General features: G+C 72.5%; 22 protein-coding genes, 2 pseudogenes and 1 riboswitch. Of the genes and pseudogenes, 10 read left to right on the top strand and 14 right to left on the bottom strand.

What is annotated here, in order from left to right:
- Positions 1-81 precede the first annotated feature (81 nt).
- Both CHB94_RS01635 and CHB94_RS01640 read right to left on the bottom strand, forming a co-directional pair.
- Complete coding sequence (locus CHB94_RS01635; protein WP_141137394.1) at positions 82-2,376, bottom strand: FUSC family protein; 2,295 nt, start codon at positions 2,374-2,376, stop codon at positions 82-84.
- A 325-nt stretch (positions 2,377-2,701) separates the two neighbouring features.
- Entirely contained in the window at positions 2,702-2,899 is a 198-nt protein-coding gene (locus CHB94_RS01640) for a hypothetical protein (RefSeq protein WP_089334812.1), read from the bottom strand.
- A 722-nt stretch (positions 2,900-3,621) separates the two neighbouring features.
- On the opposite strand from CHB94_RS01640, the gene CHB94_RS01645 reads away from it, so the two are divergent.
- Positions 3,622-4,449, top strand: coding sequence for a hypothetical protein (locus tag CHB94_RS01645; protein WP_089334813.1), 828 nt, complete (start codon positions 3,622-3,624; stop codon positions 4,447-4,449).
- Between the two features lie 57 nt (positions 4,450-4,506).
- Here CHB94_RS01645 and CHB94_RS01650 read toward each other — a convergent pair whose 3' ends face one another.
- From CHB94_RS01650 to CHB94_RS01670, 4 genes are all read right to left on the bottom strand, one after another.
- Positions 4,507-5,415: a polysaccharide deacetylase family protein gene (locus CHB94_RS01650; RefSeq protein WP_089334814.1), complete on the bottom strand. Its 909-nt coding sequence runs from the start codon at positions 5,413-5,415 to the stop codon at positions 4,507-4,509.
- Positions 5,416-5,467: 52 nt separating this feature from the next.
- A complete protein-coding gene (locus tag CHB94_RS01655; RefSeq protein WP_089334815.1) occupies positions 5,468-6,439 on the bottom strand; it encodes an asparaginase in 972 nt (323 codons plus the stop codon).
- A gap of 176 nt (positions 6,440-6,615) precedes the next feature.
- The gene (locus tag CHB94_RS01660; RefSeq protein WP_089334816.1) at positions 6,616-6,786 is read right to left on the bottom strand and encodes a CsbD family protein; all 171 of its coding nucleotides are present in this window, start codon (positions 6,784-6,786) and stop codon (positions 6,616-6,618) included.
- A 270-nt stretch (positions 6,787-7,056) separates the two neighbouring features.
- Positions 7,057-8,346 carry a glycerophosphodiester phosphodiesterase gene (locus CHB94_RS01670; protein WP_176445358.1) on the bottom strand — a complete coding sequence of 430 codons (1,290 nt, stop codon included), beginning with the start codon at positions 8,344-8,346 and terminating at the stop codon, positions 7,057-7,059.
- Positions 8,347-8,449: 103 nt separating this feature from the next.
- Between CHB94_RS01670 and CHB94_RS01675 the strand changes: the two genes are divergently transcribed.
- Positions 8,450-9,550, top strand: a complete 1,101-nt coding sequence (locus CHB94_RS01675; RefSeq protein WP_089334819.1) for a calcium:cation antiporter — start codon at positions 8,450-8,452, stop codon at positions 9,548-9,550.
- A gap of 160 nt (positions 9,551-9,710) precedes the next feature.
- Positions 9,711-9,776, top strand: a riboswitch (guanidine-III (ykkC-III) riboswitch).
- Between the two features lie 12 nt (positions 9,777-9,788).
- Complete coding sequence (locus CHB94_RS01680) at positions 9,789-10,103, top strand: DMT family transporter (RefSeq protein ID WP_089334820.1); 315 nt, start codon at positions 9,789-9,791, stop codon at positions 10,101-10,103.
- A 165-nt stretch (positions 10,104-10,268) separates the two neighbouring features.
- Here CHB94_RS01680 and CHB94_RS01685 read toward each other — a convergent pair whose 3' ends face one another.
- The 4 genes from CHB94_RS01685 to CHB94_RS01700 form a co-directional block, all read right to left on the bottom strand.
- Entirely contained in the window at positions 10,269-11,330 is a 1,062-nt protein-coding gene (locus CHB94_RS01685) for an MsnO8 family LLM class oxidoreductase (protein WP_254920331.1), read from the bottom strand.
- Positions 11,331-11,521: 191 nt separating this feature from the next.
- Positions 11,522-12,247 carry a type 1 glutamine amidotransferase domain-containing protein gene (locus tag CHB94_RS01690; protein WP_089334821.1) on the bottom strand — a complete coding sequence of 242 codons (726 nt, stop codon included), beginning with the start codon at positions 12,245-12,247 and terminating at the stop codon, positions 11,522-11,524.
- A 178-nt stretch (positions 12,248-12,425) separates the two neighbouring features.
- Positions 12,426-13,679, bottom strand: a complete 1,254-nt coding sequence (locus CHB94_RS01695) for a kynureninase (RefSeq protein ID WP_176445359.1) — start codon at positions 13,677-13,679, stop codon at positions 12,426-12,428.
- Entirely contained in the window at positions 13,672-14,520 is an 849-nt protein-coding gene (locus CHB94_RS01700) for a tryptophan 2,3-dioxygenase (protein ID WP_089334822.1), read from the bottom strand. The genes CHB94_RS01695 and CHB94_RS01700 overlap by 8 nt, the downstream gene beginning before the upstream one ends.
- A 120-nt stretch (positions 14,521-14,640) precedes the next feature.
- On the opposite strand from CHB94_RS01700, the gene CHB94_RS01705 reads away from it, so the two are divergent.
- Positions 14,641-15,396, top strand: coding sequence for an alpha/beta hydrolase (locus CHB94_RS01705; RefSeq protein WP_089334823.1), 756 nt, complete (start codon positions 14,641-14,643; stop codon positions 15,394-15,396).
- 88 nt (positions 15,397-15,484) lie between these two features.
- On the opposite strand, the gene CHB94_RS01710 is transcribed toward CHB94_RS01705, so the two are convergent.
- From CHB94_RS01710 to CHB94_RS26925, 4 genes and pseudogenes are all read right to left on the bottom strand, one after another.
- Positions 15,485-16,486 carry an NAD(P)H-dependent glycerol-3-phosphate dehydrogenase gene (locus CHB94_RS01710; protein ID WP_089334824.1) on the bottom strand — a complete coding sequence of 334 codons (1,002 nt, stop codon included), beginning with the start codon at positions 16,484-16,486 and terminating at the stop codon, positions 15,485-15,487.
- 77 nt (positions 16,487-16,563) lie between these two features.
- Positions 16,564-16,782 carry a hypothetical protein gene (locus tag CHB94_RS01715; RefSeq protein ID WP_089334825.1) on the bottom strand — a complete coding sequence of 73 codons (219 nt, stop codon included), beginning with the start codon at positions 16,780-16,782 and terminating at the stop codon, positions 16,564-16,566.
- A gap of 190 nt (positions 16,783-16,972) precedes the next feature.
- A complete protein-coding gene (dgoD, locus tag CHB94_RS01720; protein ID WP_438264907.1) occupies positions 16,973-17,932 on the bottom strand; it encodes a galactonate dehydratase in 960 nt (319 codons plus the stop codon).
- Positions 17,917-18,429, bottom strand: a pseudogene (locus tag CHB94_RS26925) (hypothetical protein); the annotation flags it as partial. The pseudogene CHB94_RS26925 and the gene dgoD, both read right to left, overlap by 16 nt.
- A gap of 5 nt (positions 18,430-18,434) precedes the next feature.
- Here CHB94_RS26925 and CHB94_RS01725 point away from each other — a divergent pair.
- From CHB94_RS01725 to CHB94_RS01755, 6 genes and pseudogenes are all read left to right on the top strand, one after another.
- Complete coding sequence (locus CHB94_RS01725; RefSeq protein ID WP_089334826.1) at positions 18,435-19,376, top strand: phosphoglycerate dehydrogenase; 942 nt, start codon at positions 18,435-18,437, stop codon at positions 19,374-19,376.
- 350 nt (positions 19,377-19,726) lie between these two features.
- A pseudogene (locus tag CHB94_RS01730) lies at positions 19,727-20,817 on the top strand (alpha-hydroxy acid oxidase).
- A gap of 240 nt (positions 20,818-21,057) precedes the next feature.
- Entirely contained in the window at positions 21,058-21,498 is a 441-nt protein-coding gene (locus CHB94_RS01735) for an NAD(P)-dependent oxidoreductase (protein WP_089334827.1), read from the top strand.
- Between the two features lie 226 nt (positions 21,499-21,724).
- Positions 21,725-22,891, top strand: coding sequence for a DUF3500 domain-containing protein (locus CHB94_RS01745; RefSeq protein ID WP_217899119.1), 1,167 nt, complete (start codon positions 21,725-21,727; stop codon positions 22,889-22,891).
- Positions 22,892-23,156: 265 nt separating this feature from the next.
- A complete protein-coding gene (locus tag CHB94_RS01750) occupies positions 23,157-24,890 on the top strand; it encodes an FAD-dependent monooxygenase (protein WP_089334828.1) in 1,734 nt (577 codons plus the stop codon).
- 60 nt (positions 24,891-24,950) lie between these two features.
- Entirely contained in the window at positions 24,951-26,021 is a 1,071-nt protein-coding gene (locus CHB94_RS01755) for an NAD-dependent epimerase/dehydratase family protein (protein WP_089334829.1), read from the top strand.
- The last annotated feature ends 75 nt before the right edge of the window (positions 26,022-26,096 follow it).

The following is a 26,096-nucleotide window of genomic DNA, read 5'->3' on the forward strand; positions in this document are numbered from 1 at the left end:
GAGGGGGGTCGGGGAGGTGCCGGCGACCTGACGTCGGGGACGCCGGCCCTGGACGGGCGTGCGAAGGCTCGTTCGCTCCCCTCAGCTGTGCTGCTCCGGTGAGCCGGCGTCACGTCGACGACCGGCCGGTTCCTTCGCGCCGAGATCGCGGGCGAGGCCTGTGACGGCTGCATCCAGACGGCGGAGAGTGTGTATGGCGATGAGTTCCCGGCTGCCCGGCTCCTCCGCCCCATCGTGATCGACCCGCCTTCCGCCCTCCTCCGGCGATCGGGCGCGCAGGGCCTGCTCGGCCCGGTCCAGGAGGTCATCAGCCGGTGACACGGTCGCGGTCCGGCCCGCGATGAGATCACCCAGCGCGGCGATGTTCTCCTGGACGTGCCGGGCCGCGGCGTCCAGGTCGTCCTGCACCGCGGCCCGGGTGTGGGACGGCGCGGGCCGGGCGCTGATGCCGGCGAGCGTGCGGGCGTAGTGGCTGCAGTTGGTCAGCACCTCCAGGGCCCGACGGGCACCGTGCCGCCCGCCCAGCCCTGTGACGCCGCTCGTCATCGGCGCGGCGACGGTCCGCAGCCGGTGGAGCCGCCGGGTGAGCTCGGCGGTCTGTTCCGTCAGTGGCGGGGAGCTCTCCTTGCCCAGGGGGCTGCCCGCCGCGCTCCCGACCAGGTCGGCAAGGGTGGCGGTGAAGTCGCGGGCGGCGCCGCGGGCGAGCTCTGCCGTGCTGCTGGGCAGCACCACGAGCGCCACCAGTACACCGATGGTGGCCCCCACGGCGGTCTCCTGGAACCGGTCGACCAGGACGTCGACGCTGAACTCCCCGAGGAGGCCGTAGACCAGCGCCAGGAGGACGGTGCTGAAGAAGACCGACACGGCGTAGCCGGCCTGCATGAAGAAGAGCGTCAGGTAGAACGCCGCCACGACCAGCACCAAGGACGCGACGGTGTCGCCGCGGACGGCGGTGGCGAGCACGACACCCGCAGCCAGGCCGAGCACCGTCCCGAGCAGGCGCTGCCAACCCCTGGCCAGGGTCTGCCCGCTCGACTCGGTCCCGAGGAAGATCACGAGCGCGGAGATGAATGCCCAGTACCACCGCGTGGCCGACAGCAGATTGCCGGCGACGATCGCCAGTGAGGTGGCGACGCCGACCTGGATGGCCCGTCGGGTGCTCGGCCCCAGCCGAGTCGGCACGGTGTCCGGCGACTCCTCACCCGCCGGTCGCTCCATGTTCTTCGGCCGCTCGTCGACCGTCTCTTTCTCCCCCGCGCTGACGGGGCCGTCACCGATCCCGGTCCGGTCGGCGGGAGAAGCGGCCAGGAGGTGCAGCTGGACCACTGCGCCGGCCGTCTCGTGGAGCGCGAGCGCGAGGCGTCGCACGTCCTCGGTCGCGTCCCCGTCCTCGGTGCTCGGCGAGCCCGGGTCGATGTCCAGCACCCCCGCCGCCCGTCGGCCGGCCGCCGTCAGATCGACGGGGTTGGTCGCGGTCTGCAGTTCGGTCCCCACCGCCTCGAGCGCGTCGTGCAGGCGGGCGCGGACGGCCGGCGAGATCTCCTCGACCGTGGCGGCCACCCGTTCGGCGGAGGAGCCGAGGCGCTCGGCGGCCAGCTCGGCGTCGAAGACGACGCGAAGGAGCTGCTCCACGTCGACGTCCAGCGGTCGACCGGTGTCGTCGCGATGCTGGGTGAGCTGGCCGTGGACCGTCAGCGCCGTCTCGTTCAGCCGAGCACTTCGGGTGCGTAGCCGGCCGAGCAGTCGCTCGTCCGCTCGTCCGGCGCGGACGGCGTCGTCCACCGCGTCCACGACCGCGCCGACGCGCACCTGGAAGGCGGCGAGCGTGCGCGGGAGCACTCGGTCGGGCCGGTCGAGGAGGACGGACCCCAGGACGAGGTGGCCGGTGCCCGCGCCGACCGCGACCGCAGTGACCAACCACGGCAGCTGACCCGGGGGTGGACCGACGACGAGTGCTGCGAAGTAGGCCAGGAGAGCGCCTGTGCCCAGTACCGTCCCGCGGGAGCCGAACCGTTGGACGTAGAAGGCCATGGTCGAGACCAGAACCAGCCCGAGCCCCCCGGCCAGCCGGTGCGGCGCCAGTAGCGCGCCGGCGGAGAGCGTCGTGGCGGCGACCGCCACCAGCAGGACGGTCGTGAACCGCCGGTGACGGGGATCGAGGTCGGGTGGTGAGAGAGCAGGGGCCATGGCGACCAGCGCGCCGACCATCACGCCGGACGACGGCTGCCCGGCGACCGCGGCCAGCAACGCCAGGACGGCCAGCACGACCGCCAGGGCGACCGTCGTCCGTCCGGCGGAGCGCAGGCGGATGAGCCCGGGGTCAGCGCCGAGCAGCCGTCCCCAGGCGCGTTCGGCGAGCATTCTCAGCCGGTGCACGACTCATCCTCCGGTGCACAGTGTCCGGCGTCCTCACCCCCGCGGACGTCCGCGAGTCCGCGGACATCGGTCCGAGCGCCACGACTCGCGGGAGGCTGCCGCTCAGGGGCCGGCTGATGCTGCCGCCACACCCGTCCGCGGCTGGGGACGCTGGTCGGGTTCGGCCCGTCACCAGCTGAGCACGGAATCGACGGTCCTGCCAGCGGACCCGTTGGGCCGTCAGCCGACAGTCCGTGCCTGGGGAGGAGCGCCCCGGGTAGACGCTCCGGCGAGCAGACGGCCGGGAGCGACGGGCGCGACTACCTGGCGCGTGCGCGGGCCGCGATCACGCGCGGACGGCCGCCTTGGCGCGGAGCTCGACCAGTGCGTCCAGGAACGCCTCCGAGGAGGTCCCGAACGGCTGGATCACGTCCTCCAACACCTGCAGGGGCACACGGGCACGGATCGCGACGGTGGCCTGCTGGAGCCACTCGCCGGCCTCGGGGCCCTCGCAGCGGCCACGAGCCCGCTCAACGTGTCGCATTCGCTCCGCCGTCCCAGCAGACCGGGCGAGGAGCTGCTGCTGGACATGGTCACCGCCTGGCGGGTCGAAGAGCGCGTACGGCGGGTTCGGCTCGATCAGCTCCGGGTGCTCGCCGCAGCGCAGGACGGTCGGCCGACGTCGATCATCCCGCCGCGATCAGCGACAGAGCGCTTCGCGTGCGCGTGCGGAGGTCCGGGTCCTTCATCGGACGTCCCCTCGGTGGGGCGGTCGTCGCGGGCCCCCGCGACGCGGCTCACCGGTCGCAGGACTGACGGAGACGAGAGTCTCTCTCGCCAGACGTCCACCAACAGCCCCGTGGCCGCCGGCGCGAGAAGTCCCCGGCGTCCGGGTCGCCGTCACGCTGTGTCGTCGTCCGATCGGTGTGGCGTCGGCCGGGTCATCCGCTCCGGCCGCGCAACCGTCGTCGAATGCCGGTCCGAGTGGGTGGGGCAGGTGGCGCATCCACCCGAGACGTCGTCACTGCCGCCCCTGCACCCCCTCGACCCGGTCCCACGGGGGTACCGGCGTCCGTCGGATTTCTCCGCCGGGACGGCGGAAGAGCCCCCAATTCGACAACGGGTACCTACGCTTTCCGGCGTGGGCAACATCGGTAAGGAAGTCCGCCGCATCGAGGTTCTGCCAGTGCCGGAGCCGACGCGGGAGCCGGCTCCGCCGGAGCGACCCGAGCCGCATCGGGAACCGGCCCCTACGAGGTAGCTGCGGTGGATCCCTACGGTGGCTTCGAGCCACAGGTAGGCGAGGTCAGGGCACTGCGCACCTTCCGGATCGGTCCGGACGGTGCCCTGTACCCCTTGTTCTCGAACGAGCACTGGGTCGACGGCACGAACACCGCGCGCTGCTTGCGCAAGGACAGCGAGCCGCATCGCAGCCCGGATCCGGACTGCACCTGCGGCTTCTACGCCTTCGGCGCGGAGGAGTCGGTCGGCGAGCACCCACGCAGCCGCCATGTCCTCGCGGTGGTCGCCTGCTGGGGCCGGATCATCGCGGGAACCCGTGGTCTGCGGGCCGAGCACTGCCGGATCGAGGCACTGTGGCTGTCGGCCGCTGTGCCGGCGGATCTCGCCGCGCTGGTCACCCGGAACCATCCCTCGGTGGTCGTCCATCGGGACAGGTCCCGGATGCTGGCCGACCACCCGCCGACCGGCCTGGACTGCTATGAGCGGCCCGCACGGTGGAGGGGCCGCCCCGCCGGACGTCTGTGGTGGTTGGCCGCCCTCACGGCGGCCGCCCTGAGCGTGCTCCCTTCCGAATGGCTGGGTGGAACGCGCAGCGCCGCGGTGCTGTGGGTCGTGCTCGGAGTCGCCTTCGGGTTGGGCGCGCTGCCCCTCGCCCGCCGGGGGACCGACGACGACAGCCCGGGTCGACGCCTGCTCTGCCTGGGAACCTCGATGTGGCTCTTCGCGTCCTTCCTGGGTCCCTTCGGTCTGGTGTTCGTGCGGTTGCCCTTGCTGCAGGCCGCTTCGATCGCCGGGCTCCAGCACCTGTGCCTGCTGCTCGAAGGGCGGCGCATACCGGCCAAGATCGGCTGACGGCACGCCGTCCGGTCGGTTGCGTTCGCCGATGCCCCGAGAGAACGCCGTCCCGCTTCAGATGGTGGCGCCGGTCGCCGTCTGTCCACGGGAGCGGGGGGAGCGGCTGAGGAAGTCGTCGGCGATCTGGTCGAAGGTCGCCCACCGGACGCCGTCATGACCGTTGATGTGCTCGACGAGCCGTTCCAGCATCAACAGCACCTGAGGGTGCCCGGAGACGTCGGGGTGGATGGTCATCGTGAAGACCCCGTAGTCCATCTCGCGATACACCCAGTCGAACTGGTCGCGCCACATCTGCTCGATGTCCCGTGGGTTGACGAAGCCGTGGCTGTTCGGGCTGGCCTTGACGAACATCATCGGCGGCAGGTCGTCGAGATACCAGTTGGCCGGGATCTCGACGAGGTCGGTCTCGTCCCCGCGGACCAGCGGCTTCATCCAGCTGTCCGCCGGCGCCGAGTAATCGATCTTCGTCCAGGAGTCGCCCACCCGGACGTAGTAGGGCTCGAAGTCACGGTGCATGAGCGAGTGGTCGTACTTGATCCCGCGGTCGAGCAGCAGTTCGTTCGTGACCGGGCTGAACTCCCACCACGGGGCGACGTAGCCGGTGGGGCGCCGCCCTGCCCGCTTCTCGATGAGCTCGATGCAGCGATCGAGCACGGCCTGCTCCTGCTCACGGCTCATCGCAATGGGGTTCTCGTGGCTGTAGCCGTGGACGCCGATCTCGTGCCCGGCCGCGACGCACGCGTCGAACTGCTCCGGAAAGGTCTCGATCGAGTGCCCCGGCCAGAAGAACGTCTGCGTCATGCCGTTGCGCCGGAAGAGCTCGACGATGCGGGGCACGCCGACCTCGCCCGCGAACACCCCCCGTGAGATGTCGTCCGGGGAGTTCTCCCCGCCGTACGAGCCCAGCCACCCGCCGACGGCGTCGATGTCGACGCCGAACGCCACGAAGATCTCCTTGCTCATCGCTGTCGTGCTCCTTCCTGGTGGGGTCGCCCCCGGCCGGGGCGGCGGGGTGTCAGACGGCGAGCCGGTCGACCACGACGCGGTGCGGGTCGTCGGGTGCCACGGCGAGGGCGGCGGCCAGCAGGAGCCGCCCCTGCCACGGGCTGAGGTCATGGGCGAACAGGGCACCGGCCCGTGCCAGGTCCGCTCCGCCACCGCCGGTGTAGAGGGGCACCACCGGACCGGACTGCACCCGGGAGCAGACGAGCACGGGGATGCCGTTGCCGACGAGTTCCTCGGTGGCCTCGGCGACCGCCGGGCTCACGTTCCCGGCGCCGAAGGCCTCGAGCACCAGTCCGGCCGCGCCCGCGGCCGCCGCGGCGTGCATCAGGGTTCCGTCCACGCCCAGGTAGCAGGCCACGACGTCCACGCGCGGCAGGTCGGCGGCCAGATCGAGCGGCAGTGCCGCCGGGCGGGCGCGGCGGCCCAGGGGGAGGACGGACCCAGCGGCCAGGCGCAGCACCGGGCCTCTGCCGGGAGCCGCGAAGGCCCCGCTGCGGAGCGTGTCGACCTTCCGCACGCCCTGGGCGGCGAAGACCAGCCCGTCGAAGCAGAGCAGGGCACCGAGGTCCCGGGCAGCGGGGGAGGCGGCGGCCCGGAGGGCATCGGCGAGGTTGGCGGGGCCGTCGGGAGCCGCGGCGTCGAACGGTCGTTGTGCCCCGGTGAAGACGATCGGGCGCGGGTCGTCGTGGACGAGATCGGCGAGGTACACCGACTCCTCCATCGTGTCGGTGCCGTGTGTGACGACGACGCCGTCCACGCCCGACGCCAGGCAGCGGCGCGCCTCCGTCACCAGAGCCCGGAGGTCGGCTGTCGTCAACGCGAAGCTGCCGACGGTGCCGAGGTCGCTCGTCGACACGGTCAATCCGGGAAGTGACCCGGCCGCGGCGAGCAGGTCCGTGGCCGGGGTGACGGCGGCGAGCCCGTCCGGACCCTGCCGGCTGGCGATCGTGCCCCCCGTGGCCAGCAGATGGACCCGTCGCACGCGACCTCCTTCTCGGAAGGACACAGCCATGAGGCGACGACGTGCCCGCAGTGCTGTCTTCCTCTTGTCTCGGCGACCGGACCCTGGCAGCCCACCCGCACCTCGAGCGGGAGGGCGGAACGCTCATCACAGCTCGTCGAGGGGGTTCCGGTGGCGGGTGACTCCGCGGATCGGGCCTACTTGAAGACGTCCTTGATCTTCTCGGCTGCCTGCTTGATGTTGCCTCTGCTCCGTTCGGCCCTGCCTTCGGCCTCGAGGTCGGGGTCATCGGTGGCGCGGCCGAGGGCCTCCTTGCTCCTGCCGCGCAGCTCCTCGGCCTTGTTCTTCATCTTGTCCTCAGCGCTCATGGACCTGCCTTACCCGTATCGGCGGCCGGACACCCCGGGTAGCTCACGGGTCCGGCGACGGCCGGCCTGACGACCCCGCAGCGGGTCACCTCTCGGTGGATCGGGCGGTGCGGTCAGCCTCGGCGGAGTGCACGGCCTCATCGCGGCTGAGGAACGGCCCTGCGGTGCGGCCGTCGGCGCGGCACGTCCACCTGTAGCCATCGGAGGTCTGCTCGATGAGGTAGCCGTCCGGGTCGGCTGGCCCGTGGCCGGGGAGTTCGAACGGGTCGGTCATGTGAACACCAGACTCTTGAAGCGCACCCCGGCGAAGGCGCTGCCGAGGTGCACGACGGGGACAGGTCGGTAGGTGGCGTCCGCGACGGTCACGGTCTCGGCGACGGAGCCCGCGCGAGTGAAGTGAAGGGCCGAGTCGGTGACGGTGACCCGGAGCGCCACGTAGGTGCCCATCGTCAAGGCGGCTCCTCCGGTCGAGGATGCCAGCGCGGTGGCAACGCCCTCGGCGACCCGATCGACGTGCAGGTTGCCGTCTCCGCGCAGGACGAAGAGGTAGCCGTTGGCGCCGGGCGACGATCCGGACGGCGGTCGGTACGGGTGGTCATCGGTGCTCAGGAAGATCCACCCGCAGCAGGTGCGGCTGTCGGCGCGGGTCTCGTCCAGGCGCAGGTCGAGGTGCAGCGTGAAGGCGTCCGGGTCCGGCGGTGCCAGGAAGCCCATGAGCGTGGACCCGGCGGTGTCGGAGCGGTCGAAGCCCCAGGATGAGTCGTCCTGGTAGAACCGGCCGCGGCTGGTGTCCGCCAGCATCCCGGGCAGCCAGACCTGGTGGGCGAAGAGGTCCGACGTGCGGCGCGCCGCGTCCCCCGCGATGTAGACCGGGTCGTCGGAGAAGATCGCGTCCACGCCGGCGGCGATGAGGGCATCCCGCTGGTGTCGCCGGTTGACCGTGTGGCAGGCCACCTTGATTCCTGCGGCGTGCGCCTGTCTGCACAGCGTGGAGGTGACGCGGCCTGCCTCCGGGCCGATCCAGCCGATGCCCTCGGCAGTGGCCACGGCGACGTCGGTGCTGCCCAGCCAGATGACCCCCCACCCCCGCGAGCGCGCCAGCCGGCAGTCGGCGAGCGCGAAGGACTGGAGCAGCACGGACGCCGGCCTGATCCCGCGTCGATCGAGCGCGTCGATCATGGGGCCCATCGCGTCGCTGCTCTTGGCCTCGACGCACAGGAGCACGCGGTTGCCGAACTCGGTGAGCACTTCGTCGAACAGCGGGGGGCGCAGCCCGTCGGGCCATCCTCCGCCGAGGGTGGCCGAGGCGTCGATGTCGAGCTGTTTCCAGGAGACCGACGTGTGATCGGCGACGTTGCCGCTCGAGGTGGTCATGCGGTCGACGGTGCCGTCGTGCATGACGCCGAGGCCGCCGTCGGCGAGTGTCGACACGTCCTGCTCGATGACCGGTAGACCCTGGCCCACCGCAACCCGGTAGCCCTCCATCGTGTGCTCGGGCACCTGCAGGGCCCCGCCGCGGTGGGCGATGACGAAGGGCCGGCTCAGGTCGGCGAAGTCCACGGGTGACACTAAGCCCGTGGCCCAGGGCGCGCGGCCACACCGTTCACCGGACGCCGACGCGCATCGCTCCTCCTCAGCTGCACACTGTGCCAGCGTGGGCCCCATGGCGTCGGCGACGCGCTCCCCACTGCACTCCTGGACCACCGTCCTCCCGGCCGTGGCGTTGGTGGCGCTGGCCGCCACGTGGGGCCGGACGCTGCCCCCGGTGCTCGTCGTCGTGGTGGCGCTGGTCCTGGCCGGGGTGGTGCTCGCCGCGGTGCACCATGCCGAAGTGGTGGCCCATCGGGTCGGTGAGCCCTTCGGCTCCCTGGTGCTCGCGGTCGCGGTCACGGTCATCGAAGTGGCGCTCATCGTCACCCTGATGGTGTCCGGCGGGCCGGAGACGGCGTCCCTGGCGCGGGACACCGTCTTCGCGGCGGTGATGATCACGTGCAACGGCATCGTCGGGCTGTCGTTGCTGCTGGGCGCCCTGCGCTACGGGTTGGCCGTCTTCAACGCCGAAGGCAGCGGGGCGGCGCTGGCCACCGTCACGACCGTCGCCACGCTGAGCCTGGTGCTCCCGACCTTCACCACCAGCCGCCCGGGCCCGCAGTTCTCCCCGGCGCAGCTGGCCTTCGCCGCGGTCGCCTCACTCGTGCTGTACGCGGCCTTCGTCCTCACCCAGACGGTTCGCCACCGCGACTTCTTCCTGCCCGTGCCCACGCCGGGGACGGTCGACTCGCCGGAGGAGCACGCCGATCCCCCCACGGGTCGAGCGACGGCCGCCAGCCTGCTTCTGCTGCTGATCGCGCTGGTCGGCGTCGTCGGGCTGGCGAAGGTGGAGTCGCCGGCCATCGAGGCCGGTGTCGCTGCGGTGGGCTTCCCCCCGTCGTTCGTCGGTGTCGTCATCGCCCTGCTGGTCCTGCTGCCCGAGACGCTCGCCGCAGGGCGGGCCGCGCTGCGCAACCGCCTGCAGATCAGCCTGAACCTGGCCTTCGGCTCGGCGGTGGCCAGCATCGGCCTGACCATCCCCGCCATCGCCATCGCGTCCATCTGGCTGGAAGGCCCCCTGCTGCTGGGACTCGGGTCCACGCAGATGGTCCTGCTGGCAGTCACGGTCGTCGTCGCTGCTCTGACCGTGGTGCCGGGCCGCGCGACCCGGCTGCAGGGCGTCGTGCACCTGGTACTGCTGGCCGGCTTCCTCTTCCTGGCCGTCAGCCCCTGACCCGGGTCAGGGGGCGCCGACGGAGGTGGGCGGGGCCCGCGCGACCCGCATCAGGGTGGCCGCCGCACACCGGCCGCCGGCTGGGCCCGGACGGGTCGCCTGCGGTGGTCAGCATCACCGCCGAGACCGGTGCCCGGCCGGTGGGATGTGAGACCGTAGGCGTGAGTCCACGATGAGACTCCCGGACGAGCAGCGCCGTACCCGGACAGCGACAAGACGGCGTCTCCAGGAGACACCCGTGTACTGGCTCGTGCTCATCATCTCCGGCGTCCTCGAAGCCGTGTGGGCGACCGCGCTCAGCAAGTCCGAGGGCCTCACCCGCTTGGCGCCGACCGTCGTCTTCCTGACCGCCCTGGCCGCCAGCATGGCCGGCCTCGCCTACGCGATGCGTGGCCTCCCGGTCGGCACTGCCTACGCCGTCTGGGTGGGCATCGGCGCCGCTCTGACCGCCGGCTACGCCATGTGGTCCGGACAGGAGCCGGTGTCGGTGTTGCGGGTGTTCCTGCTCCTGGGCATCGTCGGCTGCGTCATCGGCCTCAAGGTCACGCACTGACGCACCGGGCACGTCCGGCACGACCAGCTCCTGGCGCGAGCAGCGGTCGGCACGAGCACCCCCTGGCAGTCGAGGCCACCATGGCAGCCACGTCGGCGGGAGCCGCACGTGACCAGCCGTCCCGAGAACGCCTGCACGCCGGCGACCTCGGCGAGGCGAGGCGGTTCACTGCGCGGATTCGCGCCCATCGCCCGGGGGTGGGCACTCGCCGCCGGCAGGCGGCGCAGCGGACGGAGCCCGGCCGAACAGTGCGGCCAGCGCCGCGTCGGAAGCGGCCAGCGCGGTCCGGTCGAAGGTGCTGCTGGAGGCGACCAGCTCGGCGGCCCCGGTGCGGTCGAGCAGCTCGGCGAGCCGGTGCTCCACCTGGGCCGGGGTGCCGGCGATCGCCGCTGCCGCGGTCTGCTCGAGGTACTGCTGCTGGCGGGGGGTGCGGGCGGCGGCCCGGATGGCGGCCACCGGCTCCAGCGCCGGGAACACCCCGGTGGTGCGGGCCTGGGCCATCGCCCACGCCTCGGGCAGCAGCAGGTCAGCGGCCTCCGCGGCGGTGTCGGCGACCAGCACGTCGAGGCTGATCGCCACCCGCGGCTCCGGCTGCTGCGCGGAGGGCCGGAAGGCGCGTCGGTAGCCGGCCAGCGCCTCCAGTCCCGCCTCCGGGTCGCCGGCCACCCCCAGCAGCGGGCCGCCGAGGATGACCGGCAGCCCCAGCTCGGCCGCGACCTGCAGGCCGTGCCCCGTGGCCAGCACGTGCAGCGGCACCGCGCCGACCGGCTGCGGGTGCACGGTGGTCTCCGCCGTCCCGGTCAGGAACCCGCGCAGTTCGGCGAGGTCGGCGGCGAAGTCCCGGTCGGTCTCCCGCAGCGCCCGACGCACCGGCGGTGTGAAGCCGGGGGAGCGGCCCAGCCCCAGGTCGACCCGGCCGGGGGCGAAGGCGGACAGCGTGGCGAACTGCTCGGCGACCACCAGTGGCTGGTGGTGCGGCAGCATCACGCCGGCCGAGCCGAGCCGGATGGTCGTCGTCCGGCCGGCGATGGCGGCCAGCAGCACCGCCGGGGCAGCGCCCGCGACTCCGGGCACCCCGTGGTGCTCGGCGACCCAGAACCGGCCGAACCCGAGCTGTTCGGCGTGGGCCGCGCGCGCGACGGTGCCGCTGAGCGCCGCGGCGTCGGGTTCGCCCAGCCGGGTGCGGGACCGGTCCAGCAGGGAGAGCCGCAGCTCCACGTCGACCACGGCAGCTCCAGCGCCGTCCGGCCGGCGGCTGTTCCATCGGCGGAGGTGGCGTTGCCCCCCAGACCCCGGACGCGCGCTTCGTCCCGACTCCAGAGATCCGCTGTGCTGGCCGTACGCCGCCGTCGACACCGTGCACCGAGCAGCCACTCCCGGCGACGACAACAGTCGTAGCGAATCGCGGCCCGGATCCTCTAGTGCTGCCGAGCCCGGCCACGCAGGGCTCGCTGGGCGGCAGCGGCCAGGCCGATGCCCACCACGGCGGCGGCTGAGGGCTTCGGTGACCATCGCAGCGCGGCGACGGCCGGGCCGGGAGGTGCGTCCCGCGGCGGATCGGACTCACGACCCGGTGCTCTCGTCGCCGGCTCCGGCGAGGGCTTGGCGAAGGTATCGAGCATTCCGGGGACGAAGGCCGCCATGTCCTGCGGACCTCTGCTCGTGGTGAGGTTGCCGTCCCGGACGAGGTCCTGATCGAGCCAGGTGGCACCGGCGTTCACCAGGTCGTCGCGGATCCCGGGCCAGGAGGTCAGGGTCCGTCCGTCCAAGAGCCCCGCCGATGCGAGGACCCACGGTCCGTGGCACAGGGTGGCGATGGGCTTGTCAGTCGCGGCGAACGCGCGGACGAACGCCCGTGCCGGGGCGGACTGCCGGAGCAGGTCAGGATTGATGAAGCCGCCGGGGAGGAGCAGACCGTCGTAGTCCCGGGGGCTTGCTTCGCTGATCGTCTTGTCCACGCCGACCCGCCTGGCCGGCACGTGCAGGTTCACCCCACGGATGCGTCCGCGCCGTAGGGACACGACGTCGACCTTCGCGCCGGCCCGCTTCAGGGCTCGCAGGGGAAGGGTCAGCTCCACCTTCTCGAAGCCGTCGGCCGCCAGGGCGGCGATCCGGCGGCCCTCGAGCGGGCGTCTGGTGGACATGGTGTCCTCCTGTCGCTTCGATCGCGGCGCGGGGACGGCGGGACCGTCCCCGGCGGCGGAAGTCTCGGCCGGAGCGCCATCAGTACCTGGCGTGCTGCCCAGCCGTCAGCGGCTACCCACACTCCACCGCCGGACACGTTGCCGGGTGTATCCGTGCACGAGGAACCGCTCCGGCTCCTCAGTCGTCCTGGGACTCCAGGATCTGCTGGATGTGCGCCAGAGCTGTCGCCAGTTCGCGGAAGCTGGTGCTCAGCGGCGAGAGGCCGACTCGAAGACCGCGGGCCGGCCGGAAGTCCGGGATGATGCCCCGACGCCACAGCTCGTCGACGACCGACTTCATCGCGTCGTGCTCGAGGGTGACGTGCCCCGCCCGGTGCTCGGCGTCGCGAGGCGAGGCGACGACGACCCCGAGCGGGGCGAGGACCTTGTCGGCGACCGCGATCGCGTAGTCGGTGAGCAGGACCGACTTGTTCCGGATGGCCGGCATGCCGGCCCGCTCGATCAGCGCCAGCATGTCCTCGATCGGGATCATCGACAGGATCGGCGGGGTGCCGCTGAGGAAGCGCCGGATGCCCGACGCGGGGACGTAGTCCGGGCCCATGGCGAACGGCTCGGCGTGGCCCATCCAGCCCGTGATCGGCTGCGCCAGCTCCTCGTGGAGCCGCTGGGCGACGTAGCCGTAGGCGGGCGCGCCCGGTCCACCGTTGAGGAACTTGTAGCTGCAGCCCACGGCGAGATCGACAGCGGCGGCGTCCAGTTGCACGTCGACGACGCCGGCGGAGTGGCAGAGGTCCCACAGCACGAGGGCGCCGGCCCGGTGCGCCGCGGCTGTGATCCCCGGCAGGTCGGCGATGTAGGCGGACTTGTAGGCCACGTGACTGAGCACGAGGAGCGCCGTCCGGTCGCCCAGCAGCGCGTCGACCTCGGCTCGCTGCACGCCTGTCGCCGGGTCGGGCTCGATCCACCGGATCGTCCGTCCGGTCTCCGCGGCGATCGAGGCGAGGATGAAGCGGTCGGTCGGGAAGTTCTCGGTGTCGGCGACGATCTCGGAGCGCTCGGGCCGGGCGTCGACCGCTGCGCGGATGAGCTTGTAGAGCATGACGGTGGTGGAGTCGCCCACGACCGTCTGCCCCGGGGAAGCCCCGAGGACCGCGCGCCCGATGAGGTCGCCCACGGCCGTCGGACGGTCCATCCAGGACTCGTCCCAGGCGCGGATCAGACGCTCGCCCCACTCGCCGTCGACGAATCCGGCGAGACGCTCGCGGGTGACCTTCAGCGGCCGGCCGAGCGAGTTGCCGTCGAGGTAGGCGAGGACACCGTCGGGCAGGACGAACTCGGATCGCAGGGCGGCCAGCGGATCGCGAACGTCGCGCTCGACGGCCAGCTCGACGAATTCGTCGGGGAGCCGGACGTCCACGCGGTCCTCACGCACCGATCCACGTCCTCACCGTGTAGAGCTCCGGGAAGAAGGTCAGGTCCAGCGCCCGCTGGAGGAAGTCGACCCCCGAGCTACCGCCGGTGCCCGTCTTGAAGCCGATGGTCCGCTGGACCGTCCGGAGGTGGCGGAACCGCCACAGCTGCACGGCGTCCTCCAGGTCGACGAGGTCCTCGCAGGTGGCGTACTCCGCCCAGTGCGCCGCGGTGTCCTCGTAGATCGCCTTGTACACGGGGAGCAGTGACGCGTCCTCGACCCACGCCTTCCGCACGTCGCGGTCCAGGACCTGCTGCGGGATCTCGTGACCGCTGCGCGCCAGGAAGGACAGGAAGGAGTCGTAGACGGTGGGGGAGTCGAGCAGCTCCGCCAGCATGTCGTGGGCTTCCGGCCTGGATACGAACACCTTGAGCATGCGCTCGTTCTTGTTGCCGAGGATGAACTCGACGGCGCGGTACTGGTAGGACTGGAAGCCGGACGCGTTGCCCAGGACACCGCGGAACTCCATGTACTCGCTGGGCGTCAGCGTCGCGAGGACCGACCACTGGTCGGTGAGGGTCCGGAAGATGTGCTTGACCCGTGCCAGTCCCTTGCGCGCGCGCCGGACGTCGTCGGCGTCGAGACAGGCTCGGACGGCCCGCAGCTCGTGCAGCGCCAGCTTCAGCCACAGCTCGGTCGTCTGGTGCGCGATGATGAACAGCGGCTCGTCGTGGTGGTCGCTGATCGGGCGCTGCGCGGACAGCAGCGTGTCGAGCGCCAGGTAGCCGCCGTAGTCCATCGTGGCGGTGAAGTCCGTCGCCACACCGTCCTCGATGGCGCGAACGCCGTTCTCGATCGCCATGACCCTCCCTCTCCGTGCCGGCCGCTATCGCCGTCCAGGTCGCTGCCGAGGCGCCGTTCGACCGATCGAGTAGTACTACCGCATGATCTTTCGCCACCGGATGCACCGGACGGAGCTCTGATGACGTCGGACTCCGAGGATCGGTCGGTGCTGACCCGGACGGCGTCGGCGCCGGACGCCGTCTTCGCGTACGGCCCGGACGACGGGCAGGTGGCCGACGTCCGGTTCGCCGGGACGAACGCGCTCGACCGGCCGCTGCTGGTGCTGCTGCACGGCGGGTTCTGGCGTCCGAAGTTCGACCGGGTGCACGTCCGGCCGATGACCGAGGCCCTCGCCGCGGCCGGCTGGCCGACGGTGACGCCGGAGTACCGCCGCATCCCCGGCCGGCCCGATCTCGCCGTGGCGGACGTCCATGCGGCCGTGCGGGCGATCACCGGGCGGCCTGGACTCGCCGGCGGGCGGGACACCCGCGTCCTGCTCGTCGGGCACTCCGCCGGTGGACACCTGGCGCTGCAGGCGGCCGCGACCCTCGGACCCGCACATGCTCCGGCCGGCGTCCTGGCCCTGGCGCCGGTGGCCGACCTGCGTCGGGCGCAGGCGCTACGTCTGGGCAGCGATGCGGTGCCGGCCTTCCTCGGGGAGGACGCCGCCGCGCGTCCTGACCTGGACCCGGCGCTGCTGCCCTCCCCGGGGGGACCGGTCCGGATCGTGCACGGGACCGAAGACGGCATCGTCCCCGTCGAGGTGAGCGAGTCCTACGTGCGGCACCATCCCGGGGCGGTGCTGACTGCGGTCGTCTCCGGGCACTTCGCGCTGATCGACCCCCGAAGTGCAGCCTGGCCGACGGTGCTCGGCGCCCTCGACCACTTCCGTTGACCAGCGTCCAGGGAAAGCAGCCCGAGGTTGGGCGTGAGCGCGGGACCGGCACCGGGCGTGCGAGGCACGTCAGGGGGATGACGGCCGCTCACCCCGGGTCGAGCTCGTGTCCGGCCGGAACCGCCCGGGTGAGGCCCCGGTAGGCCTCCGAGGCCCGGATCCGACCTGTGACGACGTCGTGGATGGTCCGCGCGATCGGCATGTCGAGCCCGTGGTGGTCGGCCAGCTCCACCACCGTGGACGCCGTCTTCACACCCTCCGCGACCATGCGCATCTCACCCAGGATCTCGTCGAGCGACCGACCCAGGCCCAGCTGCTCGCCGACGTGGCGGTTACGGCTCTGCGGGCTCATGCACGTGGCGACCAGGTCGCCCATGCCGGCGAGCCCGGCGAGGGTGGTCGCCTCGCCCCCCATGGCCACGGCCAGGGTGGTCAGTTCGGCCAGGCCGCGGGACATCACCGCAGATCGGGTGTTGTCGCCCACGCCCAGGCCCTGGGCCATGCCGGTGGCGATCGCGATGACGTTCTTGAGCGCGCCCCCGATCTCGCAGCCGACGACGTCGTGGTGGGTGTAGACGCGGAAGACGCCGCGGGCCAACTCGCGCTGCAGCGCCGCGGCGACGGTCAGGTCCTCGGTCGCGATCACGCTGGCCGCGGCCTGGCCGGCCAGGATCTCCCTCGCCAGGTTGGGGCCGGTCAGGGCCGCGGCCGGCCGCCCGGGCAGCACCTCCTTGATCACCTCGGTCATGCGCAGGTGGGTGTTGCGCTCGAGCCCCTTGCTGAGACTCACCACCGGGATCCACGGCGCGAGGTGCGGCCGGGTCAGCTCGAGCGCCTCACGGAACGCCCCCGTCGGCACCCCCACCACCAGCAGTTCCGCGTGCCGGGATGCCCGCTCGAGGTCGGCGGTCGCGCGCAACCGCGCGGGCAGCCGGGCACCGGGCAGATAGGCCTCGTTGGAGCGCTGCTCATCGACCTCGGCAGCCACGTCGGGATTGCGCGCCCAGAGGAGCACCTCGTGGTCGCGTCGGCACATGAGGGCGGCGACCGTCGTCCCCCAGGAGCCTGCCCCGAGCACGGTCACCCTCATCGACGTCCTCCTGACGGTCGTGATCACCCGCCCGGACAGGATGCGGGCGGACGCCGCTGAGGACCAGTGGGGAGGCCTCACGGGCGTCGCGCCCGCGACCGACGGATCGCCGCCCGCACCACCCCCAGGAGCAGTACGAGACCGGTCACCCATCCCGCGATCTCGGCGCCACCGGCGAGTGACGTTCCGAGGACGGCGTCGAGACAGCCGCCGATCCAGGACCACAGCCCGTAGCCCACGACGTAGCCGAGCACGACGACGAGCAGGGCCGGGACGGCGAACACGAGCAGGAACATGGGTCTCCGGGCCGGGTACGGCGCCCGCTCAGGCGCCCGGAGGTCTTCCATCGGCGCGCTGGCCGTGGATGCGCAGCAACGCATCGCGATCCACCGGCCCTGGCCGATCCGTCCTCGCCCGGCGCGCCACCGCTTCCCAGCCCGACCACGTGAGGGGCGCGGAGGACCGGCCGATGCTGACGACGGAACGTCACCACTCCGCGAAGGAGCCGTCGGGGTGCCGCCAGATCGGCCCCCGCCACCGGTGCCCCGTCCGCGCGGCTCGGCGGACGGCGACCTCGTCGATCTCCACGCCGAGGCCCGCCCCCGTCGGACGGGCGCACCAGCCGTCCGCGAAGGCGAACACGGACGGGTCGACGAGGTAGTCCAGGAGGTCGGAGGTGGTGTTGTAGTGGATGCCCAGGCTCTGTTCCTGGATCAGGACATTGGGTGTCGCGAAGTCCACCTGCAGGTACGCCGCGAGAGCGATGGGACCGAGGGGACAGTGGGGGGCCAGGAGGACGTCGAACGTCTCGGCCAGAGCCGCGATCCGGCGGCACTCGGAGATGCCGCCCGCGTGTGAGACGTCCGGCTGGGCGACGGCGATGCCGGCCTGGAGCACGGGCAGGAAGTCCGCGCGGCTGTAGAGCCGTTCCCCCGTGGCGATCGGGAGGGTCGTGGCGTCGACGACGTCCCTCAGCCGGTGGCTCGAGTGCTCGGGCAGGACGGGCTCCTCGACGAACAGCGGTCGCAGCGGTTCGAGCTCGGACACGATGCGACGCGCCATGGGGGTCGTGAACCGGCCGTGGAAGTCCAGGGCGAAGTCGCCGTCGGGCCGCATCGCCTCCCGCGCGGCGGCGGCCAGACCCAGAGTGCGGTCGATCGCCACCGTCGTGTCCAGCGGGCTCATCCGGCCGGACGCGTTGAGCTTCACGGCGGTGAAGCCGGCGGCTCGCATCTCGGCGGCCCGGTCGGCGATCTCCGCCGGCTCGTCGCCACCGATCCAGCCGTAGACGCGGGCGCGGTCGCGCACGGGGCCGCCGAGCAACTGGTGGACGGGCACGCCGTAGGACTTGCCGGCGATGTCCCACAGCGCCTGGTCCAGTCCCGCCACGGCCGAGGAGAAGACGGCCCACCGCGGTAGAACCCGGACTTGGTCATGACCTGCCAGTGGTCCTCGATCCGGCGTGGATCCTGGCCCACCAGGATGTCTTCCAGGTCCCGGATCGCCGCTTCGACGGTGTGGCTGCGCCCTTCGAGGGTTGCCTCGCCCCAGCCGTCGAGCCCCTCGTCGGTCGACACCTTGACGAAGAGCCAACGTGGCGGGACCAGGAAGGTCTCGATCTCGGTGACCTTCACGGCGGCGACCCGCCGGGCGCGCGCCCCCCGGTCGCCGAGGGAGACCAGGCGTGCCCCGCGTGGTCGTGCGTGACGGCCGCACGGCTGGTCCGCATGATGGGAGTGTGCTGCGGTCGTGTGCCACGTGCATCGGCTGGCACGGCCGTTCCCGCGGCGAGCATGCTGATGCTTCTCTCGCCGACGACCCAGGGCTGCGCATTCCGTCCCGACGACGCGGTCCTGAGCCGACGGGGCCGACGTGGGGCACCGCCTGACGGGGCTACCCGCCCGGACGGAGGCGCACGTCGGACCTCGACCGAAAGCGGACATCCCCCATGAAGCTCCTGCTCCCTGACTCGCTCCCGCTGAGCCCGTCCCTGCTCGAGGGGGTCGAGGCAGTCACCTACGACGCCTCGGCCCCGGTGCCGGACGCGCACCTCGATGCCGAGGCGATGGTGGTCTGGGGCAGTTCCGGCGAGCACCTCGCCCACGTCGCCGCTCGGATGCCGCGGTTGCGCTGGGTGCAGACCCTGGCGGCCGGGCCGGACGCGGTCCTCGCCGCGGGCTTCCCGGACGAGGTCGTCGTCACCGCCGGCCTGGGACTCCACGACCGGCCCGTCGCCGAGCACGCGTTGGCACTGATCCTCGCGCTGGTCCGGCGCCTGCCCGCCGCAGCGAGGGCGCAGGCGGAGCATCGCTGGGCCGACGAGCTCGGCGGCCTCCAGCCGTTGCATCCTCCGGGCGCGGTGACCACGCTCCTCGACGCCCGGGTGCTCGTCTGGGGGTTCGGGCACATCGGGCAGACCCTCGCGCCCATGCTTCGCCAGCTCGGTGCCCAGGTCCGCGGAATCGGCCGCAGCCCGGGGGAGCGGTCGGGCTTCCCCGTCGTCACCGAGGAGGAACTGGAGTCCGAGCTCGGACGGACCGACGTCCTGGTCATGATCCTGCCGTCGACGCCCGCCACGACGAACGCGCTGGACGCCCGCCGGCTCTCTGCTCTGCCCCCGCACGCCCACGTCGTCAACGTCGGACGCGGCTCCACCGTCGACGAGGCCGCGCTGGTCACGGCACTGGCGGACGGCCGGATCGCCGGCGCCGCCCTGGACGTCACCGCTGCCGAACCGCTGCCCGCGGACTCGCCGCTCTGGGAGGCGCCCAATCTGCTGCTGACGCCGCATGCCGCCGGCGGTCGGCCGGTGGGCGCCGACGAGCTCATCTCGACCAACCTCGCGGCGCTGATGAAGGGGGAGCAGCTGAGGAACGTGGTCGACCGGTGACGGGTGCAGCGGCTGAGGACGAGCCGCCGCAGAACAGCGCTCCGCGTGCGGCATCCGTCGACGACGAGCGGTCGGCCGTCCTGACTGCGACCCTGGACCCGCGCCGCGTGCCGCGCCGGTCGTCGACGGATCCGCCTTATTCGTAGGGGGCGAGGAGCGTGACGGACAAGGTGCCATTGGGGCCGGTCCGGACCGCTCGGCGGGCACCGAAGTGGTCCGAGCTCCGTGACGTGGTCCAGTTCAGGAGGCCGCGGTTCGGCCGGACGGCGCGGCGCCTGACGGGGGCGCTCACCGTCCGCGATCTACGCGCGGCGGCGCAGCGGACCACTCCCCGCGCGGTCTTCCACTACGTGGACGGCGCGGCCGAGGAGGAGATCACGGCGGCCCGGAACCTGGCGGCCTACCGGCGGGTCACGTTCCACCCGGATGCGCTGCGCTCGGTCGCCGATCCCGACACGAGCGTGGAGCTGTCGGCACGCGGATCGCGATGCCCCTGGTGTTCGCTCCCACCGGCTACACCCGGATGATGCACCACCACGGCGAAGCGGCCGTCGCGGCCGTCGCCGAGCACGTCGGGGTGCCGTACGCCCTCTCGACGGTGGGCTCCACCTCGATCGAGGACGTCCGCGCCGCCGCACCCGAGGCCGACCTCTGGTTCCAGTTGTACTTCACCACCGACCCGGAGCTCAATGACGACCTCCTGTCCCGGGCCGAGGCGGCCGGGTACTCGACGGTCCTGCTCACCGTCGACACCACGGTGTCCGGCATGCGGCTCAGGGACGTGGCCAACGGCCTGACCATCCCGCCGACGCTGACCGCCAGGACCGTGCTCAACATGTCCCGGTTCCCGGTGTGGTGGTTCAACGAGCTGACCACCGGGGGGCTGACGTTCGCATCGCTCACCGGCGTCCAGGGGAACCCGACCCCGGGTGAGGTGGCCGGCATGATGTTCGACCCCGGGCTGGATGTCGCCGCGCTGGACTGGCTGCGGCGGCGGTGGCGGGGCAACCTCCTGGTCAAGGGTGTGACCACTCCCGACTCGGCCCGCGAGATCATGGAGCACGGGGCCGACGGCGTGGTGGTCTCCAACCACGGCGGGCGTCAGCTTGACCGCTCGGCTGCGACGCTGGACGTGCTGCCCGCGATCCGTGCGGCCGTCGGGCAGCACGCAACGGTGCTCATCGACGGTGGGGTCCTCCACGGCCAGGACATCCTGGCCGCCCGCGCGCTCGGAGCGGACGCCGTGATGATCGGCCGTGCGTATCTGTACGGACTCATGGCCGGCGGTCGGGACGGCGTTCTCCGCGTGTACGAGATCCTCGCCGAGGAGTACCAGCGTTCGATGCAGTTGCTCGGCGTGCGACGCAGCGCGGACCTCTCGAGGCGCCACGTCGCCTTCACGCCGCACGGCACCGGCGACTACCCGAACGTCTCGGTCTGATCGCGACCGCGCGACCCAGGTTGCCCCGAGCCGGGAGCGTGCAGCAATGTACGCCTCGACAGTGATGCAGCTCACGCGGGGGGGCGCGATGGTCACGACCCGTCCGGGAGGCCACCCTTCGTCGGTGGTAGACCTGTTCCCGACCAAGCACCTGGCCGCGCCGTCGGTTCGGGACATGCCGGAGCCGCCCCCAGCTTCCGGCACGTCATCGGCCCCGGGATCATCGCTGCCGGCGTCGGCATGGCCAGCGGCGAGTTCATCCTCTATCCCTACATCGCCTCGCAGGTGGGGCTGGAGGAGCTGTTCACCCGGAGCAACGCGGTGACGCTCCATCTGCCTCTGACGCGCGAGACGCACGGGCTCGTGGGGGCGGACCTGCTCGCGCGGATGCCGACCGCGTCCTACCTCGTCAACACCGCCCGCGGCGGACTGGTCGAGCTCGACGCCGTGCTCCGGGCCCTGGAGGAGGGAGTGCTGGCGGGCGTCGCCCTCGACGTGCTCCCCGAGGAGCCGCCACCGCCCGACCACCCGGTGCTGGCCCATCCCCGTGCCCTCGTGACGCCGCACGTCGCGTGGTACTCGCGGGAGTCCGAGGTGGAACTGCGGCGCAAGGCAGCAGGAAACGTCGTCACGTGGGCGCGGACGGGGCGTCCTGACTACCCGGTCGTCGAAGGCCGGTGACGCCGCGACCGTCGCCCCCTCGACGGTCGCGGCGACGGGCTCACGTGAGGTCGCCCCGGGCCGCATCCTCCCCGGCGCCCGTGGTCACGCGATGCGGCGCACGCGGTTGATCGTCAGCCCCTTGTCGTCCAGCAGCTCCGGGATGCGCGCGGCGAACTCCTGGAGGTGAGGCGGGCATCGCGTCCTCACCGGGCATGCCGGTACGCCGTGGCGCTACATTCCGGCCATGGCCGGTGGGGAGGTCGCCCAGGACGACGGTCCCGCGCGGGAGGTGGCTCGGCGGATGGCCGAGGCGGCGAACGCGTGGCTGGACAGCCTGGACGTGCAACAGCGGCGGGTCGCCGCCGGCGCGACGCCTGCGGACGACGCATCCGATGCCGAGCGCCGACGCTGGTTCTACACACCCACCGATCACGGTGGCCTGACCTTCCACGCACAGCGACCGGCCCAGCAGCGAGCGGCCATGCGGCTCGTGGCCTCGGGAGTGTCCACGGCCGGGTACGTCACGGTGGCGACGATCATCGGCCTCGAGAACGTCCTCGACGGGGCGGAGGGCTTCGTGACCCGCTTCGACCGGGAGCGCGGTCGTGACCCCGGCCTGTACTACCTCCGGGTCTTCGGCGAGCCCGGGGAGCGGGGGACATGGGGATGGCGTTTCGGTGGACACCACGTCTCCCTGAACAATCTCGTGGTGGACGGCGCGGTCGTCGCGACGACTCCGTGCTTCCTCGGCGCCGATCCCGCCACGTCGCCGCTGCTCGGTGGGGCGGTGAACCGGCCGCTGGCCCGCGTGGAGGACCTCGCCCGGGATCTCGTCCGGTCGTTGCGTCCCGGCCTCGCGGCTCGCGCCGTGCTGCTGCCCAGGGCTCCCTCGGACCTGGTCACCGCCAACCGCACGACGATCTCCCCGGGCGACCGGGTGATCCCGCTCGCCGGGATCTGGCGGGACGAGCGTTTTCCGGACCCGGTCGAGCAGGCGAAGCTGCAGGACCTGAGCGACGCCATTGACGTGGCCGCCGGGTACGACGACGCGGACCACGTGGCGGTGGAGTACACCGCCGAACCCAGAGGCGTGCCGGCAGCCGAACTCGACCCCGAACAACGCGTGATGGTGCGGGCGCTGCTCGGCACATATCTCGACCGCGTTCCCTCGGAGGTCTCCCCGCTGCGTCGCTACGACGACGACGCGGTCCTCGACGCCGTCCACTTCGCGTGGGCGGGGTCCACAGCGCCCGGCGAACCGCACTACTACCGCCTGCAAGGACCCCGGCTCCTGGTCGAGTGGGACAACACGCAGCGGAAGGCGAACCATGCTCACTCGGTGTGGCGTGACCCCGAGTCGGACTTCGGCCTCGACGTCCTCGCCCGGCACCGGGCCTCATCGCGCCACTGACCGGTAGGGGAGGCGCCCGCGCTTCCGCCACGCGCCGGAACTGCGGGCCCGGAGGACCCCGCGCAGCGCGCCGTGGGTTGTCGGCGTCGGCGTTGTCCCGGACGAGTCACCGGTCGCCGGGCCTTCGCCGTCAGGACCTATTGCCCTCCGTCGGGCCTCCGCGTAGCTTTCGCCGGATCCGCCGCCTCCTCGTCGGAAGCATGCACCCGTCGTCGTCGGCCGTCCAGGCCTGGTTCCGGACGCGGGCGCAGCACGCCCGTGGGTCATGGAGGGAAGCGGGCATGAGGACGAGCGAGACCGATGTACTCGTCGTGGGGCTGGTCCCACCGGGGTGACGCTGGGCTGTGAGCTGCGGCGGCGTGGCATCGACTGTCGGGTGATCGACAAGGCCGTCCAGTTCCATCACCGCTCCCGCGGCAAGGGCCTGCAGCCCCGCAGCCTCGAGGTCTTCGACGACCTGGGGATCGTCGAGTCGGTTCTGCAGCTCGGTCGGCGGGACAACCATCTACGCCTCTACGTCGGCGGGCGACTGACCGCTGACGTGCGCCTGCCGGCGCGGCCCGCGCGTCCGGGCCTTCCGTATCCGGATCTGTTGATCCTTCCGCAGTGGTGCACCGAACAGGTTCTGCGGAACCGGCTGGAGAGCCTCGGCGGCACGGTGGAACTCGGCCTCGATCTCTCGGACCTCGCCCAGGACCAGCGTGGGGTCACGGCCACGCTGAGCTCCGAGACCGGCCACGCCGCCCCTCAACGCGTTCGGGCACGGTACGTGGTCGCCTGCGACGGCGGGCGCAGCGCCGTCCGGAGCCTCGTGGGGCTGCGCATGGAGGGCACCTCGAGGACCCAGCATTTCGTCCTGGGCGACGTGCGCATCGACGGCCTCGAGCCGGGGATCTCCTACGCCTGGTTCGACGGCGCGGACTACCTGGCCGCGGATCCGCTGTCCGGAACCGGCACCTGGCAGGTGCAGGCCAGCGCCCCGGTCGCAGCGGACGGCAGCGTGGAGCCCGCGTCGCTGGAGCTCTTCCAGCGGCTGTTCGACGAACGCGGGCTGCCCGGCGTCCGTCTCCACGACGCCACGTGGCTGTCCGACTTCTCACCCCGAGTGGCCGTGGTCGACCGCTATCGCGTCGGGCGGATCTTCGTGGCCGGGGACGCCGCCCACGTGCACAGCCCCGCCGGAGGGCAGGGCATGAACACCGGCATCCAGGATGCCTACAACCTCGGCTGGAAGCTGGCGCTCGTGCTGCAGGACAAGGCGTCCGACCGGCTGCTCGACACCTACCAGGAGGAGCGCCTCCCGGTAGCCCGGTCGGTCCTCGAGGGCAGCGACACCGGACACAACGCCGTCTTCTCGCCCCATCCGGTGATACGGGTGGTGCGAGAAAGAGTGCTGACGCCGCTTCTGCAGCTGAGCGCCGTCCAGCGGGCGATCCTGAACCGCGCCGCGGAGCTGGGCGTGGGATACCGGAGCAGCTCGCTCGGGCTGGAGGGGCAGGCGTCCTTCCCGCGGAGGCCGTCGCGGGTCGACGGCGACCCGCCGGTGGGCCTGATCGAACGGCTCCGCTTCTCCCGGGGTCCGCATGCGGGCGACCGGGCCCCGGACGCCCGCGGACACGACGCCCTGGGTGGGTCCGCCCGGCTGTTCGACCACTTCCGCGGTCCGCACTGGTCCCTGCTGCTGTTCACCGGTACGGCCGCCGGTCGGGACGAGCGCGCGCGGCTCGCAGGAATCGCTCGTCGGGTCGACGCAGCGCCGGGTGCGGACGTCCGGTCCTGCGTCGTCCTGCCGGCGGGAACGTCGCTCGCGGACCGGCCTGAGGAACCTGCCTTCCTCGATGCGGACGGGGAGGCGCACCGTCTGTACGGCGCCGAGGGCGGTGGCGCCTACCTGTGCGTCCCGACGGCTACATCGGGCACCGCCGGCAGCCCGCCGAGGAGCGCGCCGTACTGGAGTACCTCGACAGAGTCCATGGCGGGCCGAGGTCGGCGTCGGTGAGTCACTGAGGGAGGCCAGGCGTTCCGCGTCCTGGCCGCGAAGCACATCCAGGAGGCTGCGATGACCCGCGGGCCGAGGGGCCCCGAGCCGGAACCGCCCTCGGCGCTGCGCACGCCCGCGCCCGACCCGGCGGCCTCCGGAGGGTCCGATGTCCACGTGGTGGTGGGCGCCGGCGGCGCGGTCGGCCGGCTGGTCGTGGCGCATCTGCACGCGGCCGGGGCCAGGGTGCGGGCCGTGACCCGGAACGGGCGCGACGTCGGCACGCCCGACGTGGAGTGCGTGGCGGCGGACGCCCGGGACGGCGCGGCCCTCACCGCCGCATGCCGCGGGGCGGCCAGCGTCTATCACTGCGTCATGCCGGTGCTCGGACGCTGGACCGAGCAGTTCCCGGTGATCACCGACGCCCTGGTCGAGGCAGCGAGCACCGTGGGGGCGCGGCTGGTCTACGCCGACGACACGTGGATGTACGACCGGGTTCGCGGCCCCATGGCCGAGGAAACCCCGTGGCGACCGGTGAGCACCAAGGGCGTCCTCCGGGCCTGGATCGCCGAACGCATGCTCCACGCGGCCGCCGGCGGCCGTCTGCAGGTGAGCATCGCTCGTGCGGGGGAGCTCTACGGGCCCGGTGTGCGGTCCCTCATCGCGGGCAACGTCTTCGCTTCGGCGCTGCGCGGTCGGCCGGTGCACTGGGTCGGCGACGCCGACCTCCCGCTGACCCCCACGTATGTCGATGACTTCGCGAGGACCGTGGCCGTCCTGGGCCTGCAGGACGGGGCGGACGCAGCGGTCTCGCACGTACCGCACCCCGAGCCGACCACTGGCCGCACCTTGGCTGCCGAGGCATGCCGGCAGGCCGGCACCCGTCTGGTGCTGCTGCGGCACGGGAGCAGGCAGGTACGGGCGCTCGGCTGGTTCCTACCCCTCGCACGTGAGGGCGCGGAACTGGTCTACCAGTTCGAGCAGCCGTTCGTGGTCGACGGCCGCCGCGCCGCGGACGCCTTCGGACTCGTCCCCACCTCGTACGAGTACGGCGTCCGCCGGACGCTGTCCGCCATCCGTGCCGCGGAACCGGGGCCCGGTGTCCCCACGGCCGCCGCTGGGGGACGTGACGCAAGGGGCCCGGACACCTGAGCGGCGGACGACTCCTGCGCGCCTGACTGCCGGGTCGAGGACGTGGGACCGGGGGTGGCGCGTGATGTTGCCGTC

This window comes from Blastococcus mobilis, from assembly GCF_900188025.1.
Taxonomy (GTDB): Bacteria; Actinomycetota; Actinomycetes; order Mycobacteriales; family Geodermatophilaceae; genus Blastococcus_B; species Blastococcus_B mobilis.